This window comes from Bradyrhizobium sp. SZCCHNPS1003, assembly GCF_032381555.1.
Lineage (GTDB): Bacteria > Pseudomonadota > Alphaproteobacteria > Rhizobiales > Xanthobacteraceae > Bradyrhizobium.
Window position 1 is genome coordinate 35818 of sequence record NZ_JAUHIU010000005.1, and the last position, 12567, is coordinate 48384.

Genomic DNA, 12567 nt, shown 5'->3' on the forward strand with positions numbered 1-12567 from the left:
GGCGGTCGAGCGAGGCGTGCACAGGGCTGGTGCGGACGGTGGGACTCGAACCCACACGACGTTGCCATCGAGGGATTTTAAGTCCCTTGCGTCTACCGATTCCGCCACGTCCGCGCTTTGATTTCAGAGACCTGGCGCACCATCCGGCGAGGCCGGACGAGGTTGCACTTTGGTTCTGAAGCTCATCCTCTGCTTAAGCCAGCGAGAGCGCCTTGGTAAAGCCTCAATCCGGCCGTCACCAGCTGCTTTGAGATGCCTTCGCGTTGAAGCGCTTTGCCAAGTCTGGGATCACGTGGTGCAAGACATGGACGAAGCGGCCGTTGTAAGGCACGGACCCATCACGAGAAAACGATTCGGATCCGCATGCCTTGCGGACCGGTCGCTGGGCGAGGTGAGCGTGACGAATCCGAAGACCATCGCAGAGGCGAACACTGCCGCCGTTCGCGGCCGATCGGCCCACAATTGCGTCGACGTCTCGAGGCCGCCGCATGATCGAGGCTGCATGACCACCGATCGCCTTCGTTCCCGTCGCCTCGCGCTGGCCGCGGGACTGCTGGCCTTGTCATCGCTGCTGTCGGGCTGCGCAGGCATGAGCGACAGCGTGTCGACGGCCTTCGCGGATCCGGCCAAATACGATCTCTACGACTGCAAGCAGCTCGAAGCCGAGCGCAAGGCCCTCGCGGCGCGAGCCGCCGAGCTGCAGGGCCTGATGGCCAAGGCGGAGACCGGAGCCGGCGGCGCCATCGTCGCCGAGGTCGCGTATCGCAACGATTACGTCGCCATCAGGGGCCAGTCGCAATTCGCCGAAGAGGCCTGGCGCCGCAACAAATGCGTGGAAACGCCGTCGGCGCCGGTGGCCGCGAAGGGTGGCAAGCCGGTCAAGCCGGCGCGCAATGCGCGGCCGATGGCCTCGAGCAATTCCGGCGCACCATCGATCTTGCCGCGCGACGGCTCGGTCTACTGACCGCAGCCGCAGCGGCAATCTATAGCCGCCAGTCGTAGATCCAGCTCTGCCGCGCCGACAGCCGCTGCGGTCCGAGCGCCTTGATGCTGAGATCGCGGGCCAGCGCCAGCGGCCCGGTCATGTGATAGAGGCGGCCCCGATTGCGCGCGGTGCGCTGCACCTGGCCGACGCGCGGACGGCGCAGCTTGGCGTAGCGTTTGAGCGCAGCCGGGATCGCGCCGGGACCGTCCGGGCGTGCCTCGCTCAGGCTCTTGGCGAGCACCACCGCATCCTCGATCGCCATTCCCGCGCCTTGCGCCGCAAAGGGCAGCATGGCATGCGCGGCATCGCCCAGCAGCGCAACGCTGCCGTCGGTCCATTCGATGCCTTCGGGGACGCCGAACAGCGCCCATTTGCGCCAGCCGTCGACCGCGTTGAGCAGCAGGCGCGCCGTCGCAGGCCAGCGCGGTGGGGCGAACGCCGCCTTCAGCTCGCTCGGATCACCCTCCGTGCTCCAGCCCGGCCGGTTCCAGGTCCCCGGCACCACCGCGACCACGTTGACCTGCCGGCCGGCAGAAATTGGATAGGCGACGAGATGGGCCTCGGGACCCATCCACAGCTGCACCCGCGCTGCGGTCAATTCGCGTGGCAATTGCCGGGCGTCAAGCGTGCCGCGCCAGGCGATCAGGCCGGAAAACGCGGCGCGGACTTGCGGAAACAGATGGTGCCGGACCGCCGACCACACGCCGTCGGCGCCGATCAGCGCCAGCGCCACGTCCTGGCGGCGCTCATTGCCGCGGCGATGCACGACGGTCAGGCCCTTGGCGTGGGCGGCGACGTCCTCGAACTGGCAGCCGAGCCGCAGCTCGACGTCCGGATGCGCCATCACCTCCGCGGCCAGCGCCGCCTGCAGGTCGGCGCGGTGGATGACCCAATAGGGCGCGCCAGCCGCCTGGCTCGCGGCCTCGCCGAGCGGCAGGCGGGCGATCTCGCCGCCGGCCCGCGCACTCATGATGCTGACGGCGTCGGGCACCACGGCGCGCGCGGTCAGCCGCGGCCCCAGGCCGAGATCGAGCAGGATGCGGCTGGCGTTGGGGGACAGCTGCAGGCCGGCGCCGACTTCCTCGAGCCGTTCGGCCTTCTCCAGCACGACGACGCGGAAGCCCTTGGTGGCGAGCGCGAGCGCAGCCGTCAGGCCGCCAATCCCGGCTCCAGCCACATAGACGGTACGCGATGCCACGACACGCCGATCAGGCGACGTCCTTCAATACGCATTCCGGCGGCCGCGCTTCGCCCGCGGCGAGGTCCGGCGCATAGCGGTACAGCGTCGAGCAGTACGGGCAGATGATTTCCTTGTCGTTGCCGAGATCGAGGAACACGTGCGGATGATCGAACGGCGGATTGGCGCCCACGCACATGAACTCATGCGAGCCGATCTCGATGACGGGGACACCGGCATCATTGTGGAAATGCGGGACGATGTTATCGGCCATCGGTATCACCTCGCGTGGCAACGGGAGCGTATGCGGTCAGCACGACGGAGCAGGACGGGACTGAGGTCGCAGGGCCGCACGCGTCGAAAACGGCGCGACCATACTGAGCCTTAAGGCCAATTCCTAGTGTTGGGAACCCGCGTTTGGTGCAACGCACGCCGTTATGTTGTGGCCTGTGGATTCGACACAAACTCAGGCCCGCCGAGAAGCCCTTCTTTCGTCGGGGCCGTTGTGTCAGGCACGGGACATCCTATGTCTTTCGGCATCGTCCCCGCGAAAACGTGAAGGCGGCGTGATCTCGAAGCGAATCAAGCTGGGAATCAGTCTGGCGCTGGCCGGGCTTGCCGTCAGCGCCGCGGTCGGCGCTGCGATATGGCCGCACGCCTATGGGGCCGGAGCCATCATCGTGGCACAGGATGACCCGGCGAGGCTGTCGGAGCTTCAGATTGCGTCCGTTCTGCAGAACGATCCGGCGCGGATTGCTCGCAACATCGAGGATGCGCTCGCGGCGGGCGATACCGATCTCGCCGAGAGTTTCGTCGCGCTCGCACAGGATCATCGCGTTGCGCTCGACGAGGCGCTGATCCAGCGGGTGAGCGATGCCGTGGCCGCCGAGAAGGCGCCGGGGAGTGTCGCCAAGCGCTTCGCCAGCGGGCTCGTCACCGGACAGGCCGATGACGTCGCGAGCCTGTCCGGCACCGTGGCCGGCGACCTCTTCGTGTTCGGCGACATCCGCGACGCGGTGCGCGAGGGCAAGCATCTGGTGATGGGCGAGGAGACCGACCGGCTGGTGCTGGGTCTCGCGACTGCGGGCCTTGCCGTCACGGCCGCGACCTATGCCTCGGTCGGGACTGCCGCGCCGGTGCGGGCGGGCCTCACCCTGGTCAAGGACGCGCGGAAAGTCGGCCGGCTCGGCGAGGGGCTCGCCGCCTGGGCCGGGCGCTCGGCGCGCGAGGTTGTCGATGCGCCGCTGTTGCAGCAGGCGGTGGCCTCGGGCTCGGTGCTGCGGCCGGGCCAGACCGCGACCGCGATCCGGGCTGCGTTCCGCGCCGAGAAGGCCGGCGCGCTGGTGCGGCTCGCCAAGGATGTCGGCCGCGTCACCGAAAAGGCCGGCACGCGTGGCGCGCTCGATTCGCTCAAGCTCGCCGAAGGGCCGAAGGACATTGCCCGTGCGGCCCGCCTGGCCGAGGCCAAGGGCGGGCAGACCCGCGCGATCCTGAAGCTGCTCGGCCGCGGCGCGCTGCTGCTGACCGCGGGCGCGTTCAATCTCGCGCTGTGGCTGTTCGGCGCGTTAATGACGCTGCTCAGCTTCGTCGCCTCGCTCAAGGCGATGGCCGAGCGGGCCACCCAGGCCTGGCTCGACCGGAGCAAGCGGCGCCGCCTGCGCCAGATGCAGGCCGCTGCGGTCCGTCCCGAACTGGTCGCGGCCGCGCCCTGCGGCTAGACTGCGGCTCAAGATCAATCCTTGCACATTCCGGGATCCGCGACCGATGCCGAGCTTTCACAACGGCGCTGTTGAAATCGCCTTCATCGATGAGGGGGAGGGCGATCCGATCGTGCTCGTCCACGGCTTCGCCTCGACCAAGACCGTCAACTGGATCTATCCGGGCTGGACCTCCGAGTTGCGCAAGGACGGCCGCCGGGTGATCGCGCTCGACAATCGCGGCCATGGCGATTCGGCCAAGCTCTACGACCCCGCGCTGTATTCGATCGCGGAGATGGCGAGCGACGTCACCGCGCTGATGGATCATCTCGGCCTCGCCAGCGCCGACGTGATGGGCTACTCGCTCGGTGGCCGCATCGCCGCGCATATTGCCTTGAACACTCCACAACGCCTGCGCTCGGCGATCTTCGGCGGCATCGGCATGGCGATGATCGAAGGCGGCGGACCCGGCGAGAACGTCGCCTCGGCACTCGAGGCGCCGTCGATCGACGACGTGACCGATCCCGTCGGCCGCACCTTCCGCGCCTTCGCCGACCAGACCCGCTCGGACCGCTTGGCGCTGGCTGCCTGCATGCGCGGCTCGCGCGGCCTGATCTCGCGGGAGGATGCGGGCCGCATCGCGGTGCCGGTGCTGGTCGCGGTCGGCACGACGGACGAAGTGTCGGGCTCGGGGCCCGCGCTCGGTGCGCTCATCCCGGGTGCAGAGGTGCTCGACATTCCCAACCGCGACCACATGCGCGCGGTCGGCGACAAGGTCTACAAGGCCGGCGTGGTGGATTTCCTGGCGCGGCGCTGAACGCGGAGCCAGGGCGAGCGGAGCGCACGGGTTTTCCGGCGCAGCGCGTGTGAACCCGCATGTCGCTTTCGCCGAAGCCTCGCGGCTTCGGCTGTCGCTCATGCGGGCTACGGGGCCCTCATGCCGTCGGCACGTCCGCACGCTCGCCGCCGAACCAGCGCGCGGCTGCGATCAGCGCCGTGAAGGTGGCGATCCACACCAGCCGCGCGCCATAGCGGTCGTGCGGGCCGGAGATCACGCCGCAGATCACGGCGTTGCCGAGCAGCGCGAGCGTCACGGTGCTGGCGAGCAGGGCGACGTCATCGCGCCGCCGCCGCCAGATCGCGTGAGCGGCGATCGCTGCTGCCGCGAGCATCGAGCCCAGCGCGACCGGCACGTGCAGCCAGTTCACGACGGCGAAATTGATCTCCCAATGCTGCTGGTGCGCCGCACGCATCTCCCGGACCTGCGAGGGGATGTAGCGCTCGATGATGCCATAGGTGTGCGGCACCCAGCCGCTGGTGCCTTCGCCGGTCGCGACGTGAACCAGTTGCTCCGCCGTCGCGATCGCCGCCGCCTTGGCCTGCCACAGCGGGTAGGCCGCGAGCGACTGCTTCACGATGAAGCCCATCTCGTCGTTCATGCCCTCGAAGCGGCCGAGCTTGTTGAACATGCTGTTGCCCCACAGGAAGTCGTCGGCGGTGGGCGGCAGCTCGTTGCGATAGGGGCAGAGCTTCAGCTTCTGGCGGGCGCAATGATCCTTCAGATATTGCGCCACGATACCGTCCTGGAGCATGCGGCCGAAGGCGACGCCGGTGCCGCCCGGCGTCCACGCCAGCTGGCCGGACAGGGCAAAGTTGGCCGCGAGCAGCATCGCCGCCCCCGCGACGATGGTCATGCTGGCCTGGACCAGGCCCGAGAGCGCGATCTGCCGGCGCAGCCGGGGATAGGCGATCCAGCCGACGCAGCACAGGCCGAACAGGACGCCGAGCGTGGCGCTGTGGGTGGCGGAGGCGAAGGCCACGAAGCCGAACAGCGCGCATTTCTCCAGCAGGGAGGTCCGGCGTGCCTGCGTGACCATGATGTACAGCGCCAGCACCGACAGCCCGGCGAAGATGTCGGTCAGCAGCATGCTGGCGAGCCAGGGCAGGGCGGTGGTCAGGACCAACAGCAGGCCGATCCAGAGCAGGCGCAGCGGCTGGGCCAGTCCCAACACGCGCAAGGTGAGCTGCAGGATCCAGAGCGTTGCCAGCGCCTGCAGACCGAGATTGAGCCAGAAGCTCGAGCCCTCGCCCCAATGCAGATAGAGCCCGAACACGGTCGAGCGGCTCGGCACCAGATAGCCTTCGTACCAGCGCGCGAGATAGCCCCCGGTGTCCCACTGCAGCAGCGGGTAGCCGTTCCACAGCGCCGGCGCGACCAGGAAGAGCGGGATGACGATGACGGGGAGCCAGGCCGATCCGGCCTCGGTCGTGCGTTCGTCCAGGATCTGAGTGTTACTGATACCCGTGTCCCCCCGATCAGGAGCACCATGGCCGCAATATGGTCAGGGCGATATTCACTAGTAGACGCAGAGCGATGGATGGTAAAGCCGATCCCGGGATTGAACGGGGGAATGGTCGGCCTTCTGTGCCCAGGTGGTTCCTTTTTGCCGCAGCCACGGTGTTCGCCGCTTCTTCCGCCACGATCGTCTTGATTTCGGGTTCCTGCTGCCCACCTTGAGCCGACGGCGGTGCCGAACCGTATGGCGGCGCAACCGGGACGTCACCGGCGGGGCGTAACGGAAATGTCTCAATCCCGTGTTCTCTGGGAGGCGGGCTGGCCGGGATGGATCGCCGGCCTCGCGCAGCCCGCGGAGGACATCGTTCCCGGCGCCGTGCTATAAGGCCCGCCCACTGAAACTGCGAGAAGCAGCCATGGCTATGCACCAGACCAATCCGCAGCAGGGCAGCAAGCTGGCGACGCTTGATCCGATCTGGGATCGGATCCGCCACGAGGCAGAAGAGATCGTGCGCCGCGAGCCTGAACTCGCGACCTTCATCTATTCAACCGTTCTGCACCACGGCCGGCTCGAGGATTCGGTCGTGCACCGGGTTGCCGATCGTCTCGATCATTCCGCGCTGTCGGGCGACCTGATCCGCCAGACCTTCGACGACGCGCTGCGCGACGAGCCGGACCTCGGCCATGCGTTTCGCGCCGATCTCGTCGCCGTCTACGATCGCGATCCCGCCACCTCGCGCTTCATCGATCCGTTGCTCTACTTCAAGGGCTTTCACGCGCTGCAGACGCACCGGCTGGCGCATTGGCTGTATCGCAAGAGTCGCAAGGATTTCGCGTTCTATCTGCAGAGCCGCTCCTCGGCCGTGTTCCAGACCGACATCAATCCGGCGGCGCGCATCGGCCGCGGCATCTTCCTCGATCACGCCACAGGCTTCGTCTGCGGCGAGACGGCCATCATCGAGGACAACGTCTCGATTCTGCATGGCGTGACGCTCGGCGGCACCGGCAAGGAGAATGAGGATCGGCATCCCAAGATTCGTCACGGCGTGCTGATCGGCGCCGGCGCCAAGGTTCTCGGCAACATCGAAGTCGGTCATTGCGCGCGCATCGCTGCCGGCTCCGTCGTCGTGAAGCCGGTACCGAACAACGTCACCGTCGCAGGCGTGCCGGCGAAGATCGTCGGCGAGGCCGGTTGTGCGGAGCCGTCGCGCACCATGGATCAGATGATCAACGCGATCGGGATCTGAGCCGCGAGCGCGTCGGCGACAGCGAAGTCAAGACCTTCTCATCCAGGGAAATTCGTGCCAACACATCGGCGTCTGTGGATTTGACGATCCGCCGTTTGTCTTGGCGGAGTGAATGTGAGATCCACGGCGTCCCTTTCAGGTCGTTCGACATCGCCGGCTCGTCTTGCCTCGATCGGTGGGCCGGAATGTCGAAATCACAATGTCGAAATCACAAGGACACGGACGTTCGCGCTGCAACGTCCTCATCATCCGCAAACCTCGCTGTCGATTGGAGATCACCGTGGACGTTCAGGAAGTCAGGAAGCTCGACGCGTATCTGAAGCGCGTGTTCGGCAATCCCAAGATCCGTGTAGTGCCGCGGCCGAAGAAGGAGGACTCCGCCGAAGTCTATATCGGCGAGGAGTTCATCGGCGTGCTGTTCGTCGACGATGAGGACGACGATCGCTCGTTCCAGTTCCAGATGGCGATCCTGGAAGACGATCTGGTGGAGTAAGTCCTAGAGCGCGTAGCCCGCATGAGCGCAAGCGACATGCGGGTTCACACGCGCTGGGCGAAAGACCCCGGATATCGCTGCGCTCATCCGGGCTAAGACTGACTACTTCGTCGCATGCATCTGCGCCGTCAGCCGCTCCATCGCGGCGGCGACGTCCTGCCACTGTGACAGCCAGCTGCGCGGAAACCGGAAGATCAGATCCGCGCCCTCGACGCGGCGTTCGCTGAGGCACATGCCGGGCGTGGCGGCGTCACGCGTGCAGCGGGCGACCAGCAAAGGCTGTTCGGCCGTGAACAGATCCTCCACGTCGTACGGTGTGCCCGCGCGGAAGCTTCGCATGCTCAGCCCGTCCTGCACCGACACGGCAGCCGGATTGAGGTAGCGCGGATAGATTGTCTTCAGTCGCGTCTCGGGCGACATCGCGTCGTGATGCGCCGATATCGAGACGAAGATGCGATCGATCGGGTGCGGCGCCTGATCGATCTGGTCGGCGCTGACGTGATGCGGCGCCTCGGGCGGCGTGAGCGAGGGATATTCGAAGCCGAGATCGACGCGCTCCTGCGGGCCGGTGTGGCGCTGGACCTTCACCCGGATGGCGGCCGCCGGCACGTTGAACACGGTGCTGCCGATGCTGACCGGCAGGCGCTCGGGCCCCTTGAAGGTGCTGGCGCGCCAGGTCGGCCAGAGCAGGTAGGCAACGAGGGCGATCGCCGCCGCCGCCAGCACGCAGCCCAGGATGATCGGCACGGCATGGCCATGTCCGTTCGAAGGGCGGGCACTGCGGACCGAAAACATCGTCATGGCGGGCAGGGATCTCAAGGCCGAATCAGCGGCGACTATGCCACGGCGATGCGGCATTCCGCAGAAACTTACCTGCAGGGAGCCGCGCACCGGCTGCCGCCGCCGTTAACCGTTCCTTAAGGATAATGTGGCGGGCGCGAGCACTTTTTGCCAAACCAGCATCGGGCTGTTCTGCAAGTGTGTGAGTGCGTACGATGTCGGCAGAGGCGTTCAATTCCCTGTTCTCGCTCCTCATCGGTTTCGCCTTGGCCGGTGCCCTGGCGAGCGGCTATCAGGCCTATGCCGAACGTCCGCCGGGCTTCGAGCTGCTGCAGGAGGGCGTCACGCCCCGGCGCTTCGCCGCGGTGCCGTTCCTGGTGTTCGCCGCGCCCTTCATCATCATGCGCAACACGCTACGCGGCGCGCGCATCGAGCGCCGCCGCTTCGAGTTCGTGATGCTGGCGACCGTCATCGCCGGCTTCTGGAGCATGATGTCCGGCACCTTCGTGGTGATGACGCTGCGCGCCGCGGGCGTGCTGACCTAGTTCCCGTGCCGGGCGCCGCCGCCGCGGTTGCTTGAAATCGCTCTGGCGGCTGTGCCAAGGTCACCTGCGAACGGGAGACCTCGATGGCCATCTACGAACTCGACGGGCAGGCGCCCGAGCTGCCGGCGGACGGCAACTACTACATCGCCGACAATGCCACCGTGATCGGCCGGGTGAAGCTCGCCAAGGAGGTCACCGTCTGGTTCGGCGCGGTGATCCGCGGCGACAATGACTCGATCGAGATCGGCGAAGGCTCCAACATCCAGGACAACGCCACCTGCCACGTCGATCCCGGCTTTCCGCTGCGCGTCGGCCGCAACGTCACGGTCGGCCACAATGTCATCCTGCACGGCTGCACGGTCGAGGACGACGCCCTGATCGGCATGGGCTCGATCATCATGAATGGCGCGCACATCCGCCGCGGCAGCGTCGTCGGCGCCGGCGCCATCATCACCGAGGGCAAGGATTTTCCGGAATACTCGCTGATCATCGGCGCGCCCGCGCGTGTCGTGCGCACGCTGGAGCCGGCGCAGGTCGAGCGCATGGGTATCGCGGCCAAGGCCTATGTCGCCAAGGGACCGCGCTATATCAAGGGCCTGAAGAAGATCGGCTGACCTCGCCGCGGATCGAACTGTCGGGCTATCGGAGATCGCTCACGTCCCTTCCGTCCCTTCGGACTCGCCGGCCTCGGCTGCGCTGGCGACACGTTCGTGGCCGCTCGCCCACAGCGCATACTGCTCGCTGCCGTCGTGGTAGGGATTGGCCTCGGCCGGAATGTTCTCGTGCGCGGCGCGCTCGCCCTGCTCGAACGGATCGGGGTCGGTGCTCATGCTGATGCCCTGCTTCTCTGCTTCGGTTTGCGCTTCGACTGGTTTCTGGACTTGTCGTCGGTCTCGCTTTTCCGTTTGCGCGCAGGCTTGCCTGTGCCATCGCCATCCTCCGCAGCGCTCTTGCGCAGCGCGTCCTTCAGATCCGCCGGTACGCCGTGCCTTTCCAACAGGTCCATGAACGCCTCGTCGGCGAGATCCTGCAGACTCAGCATCTGATCGCGGCCCAGCTGCTTGAGCTTGCCGAACGTGTCCTCGTCGAAGGCGATCAGCTTGCGCACGGCTCCTCGGTCTCCTCGCCCCATCAATCCTCTCCGACCAACATTCGTTCCGGAACGCGGTCCGCCCGGTCGGGTTGAAGCGTAAAGGGAGACGGTCACATGGCCAGATTTTCGTTGGGCACTTTGATCGTGATTGCAGGCCTCAGCACGGCCACAGCGGTGTTCGCGCAAGGCGGTGCGGGCGGTGGAGGAGGCGCTGGCGGCGGCGCGCCGGGTGCGGGGGCCGCCGGCACCGGCACGACCGGTATCGCCGCGGGATCAGGGAACGCCGCCGGTCTCGGCAACGCGCAGAACGAAGCCGGAAGCGGCAACAATCCCTCGCGGCTGTCGCAACCGGGGGCGGCAGGCACCAACGGGACTAACAGCCTCGGCACGGCGCAGTCGTCCGGCTCCGGCGCGAGCGGGTCGGGGTCGAGCAATTCCGGCGTCACGACCGGCACGGGTCGTGGAGCGGCGGGAGGCACCGCGGCAACGGGACCGAACCGCGCCGGTGATGCGACCGATGAGCAGATTCAGCAGGAGAACAAGACGGTCGACCGGAAGGTCAAGAGCATCTGCCGCGGTTGCTGAATATTGCCCGCGGCTCCGGACGTCACACAACGACATCGAGATCGCGCAGATGTGAGCGGGGTTGCCCCCGCGCCGTTCCAAATTCGGCTTAGAGACATTCGGCTGAGAGTACCGAGTGCAATGACATTGTCATGCCGGTTGAATTTGGAGACGGATCGATGCGCAAGAGATTGATGGGATTGCTGGCGGGTGCCGTGATCGCGACGGCGATGGTGCCCGGCATGGCATCGGCGCGCGGGCCGGGCGGCTTTCATGGCGGCGGTTTCCATCATGGATTCGGTTATCATCATGGCTTTGGTCCAGGCTTCGGAATCGGGTTCGGCTTCGGCTATCCCGGCTACTACGGTTACGGAGGCTATCCTTACTACTACCCGTACACCTACGAAGATCTCGGCGGCTGCTACGTCGCCCGCAAGCGCGTGCGCACGGCGCACGGCTGGCGCTATCGGAACGTCGAGGTGTGTGAATGAAGCTTGGGCGAGGTGACCGGCCGATCCGGTCACTTCGCCTTAACGACATCTCGTCACCTTTTGTTGGCGCTCCGATCGGCGGCGCACAACGGAGAAGTAGCTGGCGCAACGCTTGCATGGGATCCAGGCATGATGAACACACTCACATCCCCTGAACTCACGTTGGTCTTCATGGGCGTCGTCGTCGGCCTGGGCGCAGCGCTGGTCTGGATGGCCTGGGAGCTCGAGCAGGGCGGCAGGCAGCTGGCGAAGATCCGTCGCGACGATCATCGCCTGCGCTAACCGCCGACAGCCCGGAGCCCGCATGAGCGCAAGCGACATGCGGGACGTCTCGCGGGGGCAGTCTTACCCGGTTCGCTCGCCCGGGCGGGCGGCCGTCAGCTCAGCACGCCATATTTCTTGAACCACGCCTGCATCTGCACCCAGCCGTCCTCGGCGGCGTCCTTGCGATAGCTGGGGCGATAGTCGGCATGGAAGCCGTGCGGCGCGCCGGGATAGATCTTGAACTCCGCGGTCTTCTTGTTGTCGGCGAGCGCGGCCTTCATGGCCTCGACGCTGGCGACGGGAATGCCGGTGTCGGCCTCGCCGTAGAGGCCGAGGACGGGCGCCTTCATCTCGGGTGCAAGCTGCGTCGGGCTCTTCGGCCAGGCCGGATTGGGCGGATCGATCAGCGGGCCGTAGAACGCGACGCCCGCCTTCAGCGCCGAACTATGCGCCGCATATTCCCACACGTTGCGGCCGCCGCGGCAGAAGCCGACGATGCCGAGGCGCGAGCTGTCGCCGCCCTGCGACTTGGCCCAGGCCACGGTCGCGTCGAGGTCCGACAGCAGCTCCGCGTCGGGCTTGGCATTCACGATCGGCAGCAGGTCCTTGATCTCGGTGATCTTGGTGAGGTCGGTCCCGCTGCGGAAGTAGTAGTCCGGCGCCACGGCCAACGCGCCGAGCTTGGCGAGACGGCGGGTCACGTCCTTGATGTACTGATGCAGGCCGAAGATCTCCATCGCGACCAGCACGACGGGCGGGCTGCTGGCGCTGGCGGGGCGGGCGAAATAGGCCGGCATGTCGCGGTCGCCGACCTTGATCTTCGCATCTCCGGCATTCAGGCCATTGCTGTCGGTGGTGATGACCTCGGCCCGCACCGGGCCGGCAGCCAGCGTGTAGCCGGCCGTCACGGCAGCGGACGCGGTCATGAAGCCGCG

At 66.9% G+C, this 12567-nt stretch carries 17 protein-coding genes and 1 tRNA gene; 10 read left to right on the forward strand and 8 right to left on the reverse strand.

All coding sequences use genetic code 11. The annotated features are described in order from the left end of the window. Positions 1–27: 27 nt before the first annotated feature. A tRNA-Leu gene (locus QX126_RS09870) sits at positions 28–114 on the reverse strand. 388 nt (positions 115–502) lie between these two features. On the opposite strand from QX126_RS09870, the gene QX126_RS09875 reads away from it, so the two are divergent. Beyond that, positions 503–964 (forward strand): hypothetical protein, encoded by a 462-nt coding sequence (locus tag QX126_RS09875; protein WP_315780693.1) that lies wholly within the window; start codon positions 503–505, stop codon positions 962–964. Positions 965–983: 19 nt separating this feature from the next. Here QX126_RS09875 and QX126_RS09880 read toward each other — a convergent pair whose 3' ends face one another. Both QX126_RS09880 and QX126_RS09885 read right to left on the reverse strand, forming a co-directional pair. Next, positions 984–2183 (reverse strand): FAD-dependent monooxygenase, encoded by a 1200-nt coding sequence (locus QX126_RS09880; RefSeq protein WP_315780696.1) that lies wholly within the window; start codon positions 2181–2183, stop codon positions 984–986. A gap of 10 nt (positions 2184–2193) precedes the next feature. Beyond that, on the reverse strand, positions 2194–2436 hold the full coding sequence (locus QX126_RS09885) for a zinc-finger domain-containing protein (RefSeq protein ID WP_006611181.1): 243 nt from the start codon (positions 2434–2436) through the stop codon (positions 2194–2196). A 292-nt stretch (positions 2437–2728) separates the two neighbouring features. On the opposite strand from QX126_RS09885, the gene QX126_RS09890 reads away from it, so the two are divergent. Together QX126_RS09890 and QX126_RS09895 are read left to right on the forward strand one after the other, a co-directional pair. Then, a complete protein-coding gene (locus QX126_RS09890) occupies positions 2729–3880 on the forward strand; it encodes a hypothetical protein (RefSeq protein WP_409999091.1) in 1152 nt (383 codons plus the stop codon). Between the two features lie 46 nt (positions 3881–3926). Continuing rightward, entirely contained in the window at positions 3927–4676 is a 750-nt protein-coding gene (locus tag QX126_RS09895; protein WP_315780698.1) for an alpha/beta hydrolase, read from the forward strand. Between the two features lie 118 nt (positions 4677–4794). Here QX126_RS09895 and QX126_RS09900 read toward each other — a convergent pair whose 3' ends face one another. After that, complete coding sequence (locus QX126_RS09900; protein ID WP_315780700.1) at positions 4795–5991, reverse strand: hypothetical protein; 1197 nt, start codon at positions 5989–5991, stop codon at positions 4795–4797. A 580-nt stretch (positions 5992–6571) separates the two neighbouring features. Here QX126_RS09900 and cysE point away from each other — a divergent pair. Then, positions 6572–7402: a serine O-acetyltransferase gene (gene cysE / locus QX126_RS09905; protein WP_315737485.1), complete on the forward strand. Its 831-nt coding sequence runs from the start codon at positions 6572–6574 to the stop codon at positions 7400–7402. Between the two features lie 280 nt (positions 7403–7682). Then, the gene (locus QX126_RS09910; protein ID WP_006611186.1) at positions 7683–7895 is read left to right on the forward strand and encodes a DUF3126 family protein; all 213 of its coding nucleotides are present in this window, start codon (positions 7683–7685) and stop codon (positions 7893–7895) included. Positions 7896–7997: 102 nt separating this feature from the next. Here QX126_RS09910 and QX126_RS09915 read toward each other — a convergent pair whose 3' ends face one another. Beyond that, positions 7998–8696 (reverse strand): hypothetical protein, encoded by a 699-nt coding sequence (locus QX126_RS09915; RefSeq protein WP_315776699.1) that lies wholly within the window; start codon positions 8694–8696, stop codon positions 7998–8000. A 194-nt stretch (positions 8697–8890) separates the two neighbouring features. Here QX126_RS09915 and QX126_RS09920 point away from each other — a divergent pair, with 194 nt between their 5' ends. Together QX126_RS09920 and QX126_RS09925 are read left to right on the forward strand one after the other, a co-directional pair. Then, on the forward strand, positions 8891–9220 hold the full coding sequence (locus tag QX126_RS09920; RefSeq protein ID WP_172115419.1) for a DUF6949 family protein: 330 nt from the start codon (positions 8891–8893) through the stop codon (positions 9218–9220). An 83-nt stretch (positions 9221–9303) separates the two neighbouring features. Beyond that, positions 9304–9834: a gamma carbonic anhydrase family protein gene (locus QX126_RS09925; protein WP_315780702.1), complete on the forward strand. Its 531-nt coding sequence runs from the start codon at positions 9304–9306 to the stop codon at positions 9832–9834. Positions 9835–9873: 39 nt separating this feature from the next. Here the strand turns inward: QX126_RS09925 and QX126_RS09930 are convergent, their stop codons facing one another. Both QX126_RS09930 and QX126_RS09935 read right to left on the reverse strand, forming a co-directional pair. Next, a complete protein-coding gene (locus QX126_RS09930; protein ID WP_315780704.1) occupies positions 9874–10050 on the reverse strand; it encodes a hypothetical protein in 177 nt (58 codons plus the stop codon). Then, positions 10047–10328: a hypothetical protein gene (locus QX126_RS09935; RefSeq protein WP_315780705.1), complete on the reverse strand. Its 282-nt coding sequence runs from the start codon at positions 10326–10328 to the stop codon at positions 10047–10049. The genes QX126_RS09930 and QX126_RS09935 overlap by 4 nt, the downstream gene beginning before the upstream one ends. Positions 10329–10427: 99 nt before the next feature. On the opposite strand from QX126_RS09935, the gene QX126_RS09940 reads away from it, so the two are divergent. The 3 genes from QX126_RS09940 to QX126_RS09950 all read left to right on the forward strand — a co-directional run bounded on the left by QX126_RS09940 (position 10428) and on the right by QX126_RS09950 (position 11650). Further along, the gene (locus QX126_RS09940) at positions 10428–10898 is read left to right on the forward strand and encodes a hypothetical protein (RefSeq protein ID WP_315780707.1); all 471 of its coding nucleotides are present in this window, start codon (positions 10428–10430) and stop codon (positions 10896–10898) included. Positions 10899–11056: 158 nt separating this feature from the next. Beyond that, positions 11057–11368, forward strand: a complete 312-nt coding sequence (locus tag QX126_RS09945) for a hypothetical protein (RefSeq protein ID WP_315780709.1) — start codon at positions 11057–11059, stop codon at positions 11366–11368. A 129-nt stretch (positions 11369–11497) separates the two neighbouring features. Continuing rightward, on the forward strand, positions 11498–11650 hold the full coding sequence (locus QX126_RS09950; RefSeq protein WP_315737739.1) for a hypothetical protein: 153 nt from the start codon (positions 11498–11500) through the stop codon (positions 11648–11650). A 95-nt stretch (positions 11651–11745) separates the two neighbouring features. Here QX126_RS09950 and QX126_RS09955 read toward each other — a convergent pair whose 3' ends face one another. Next, positions 11746–12558, reverse strand: a complete 813-nt coding sequence (locus tag QX126_RS09955) for a dienelactone hydrolase family protein (protein ID WP_409999093.1) — start codon at positions 12556–12558, stop codon at positions 11746–11748. Positions 12559–12567: the final 9 nt, after the last annotated feature.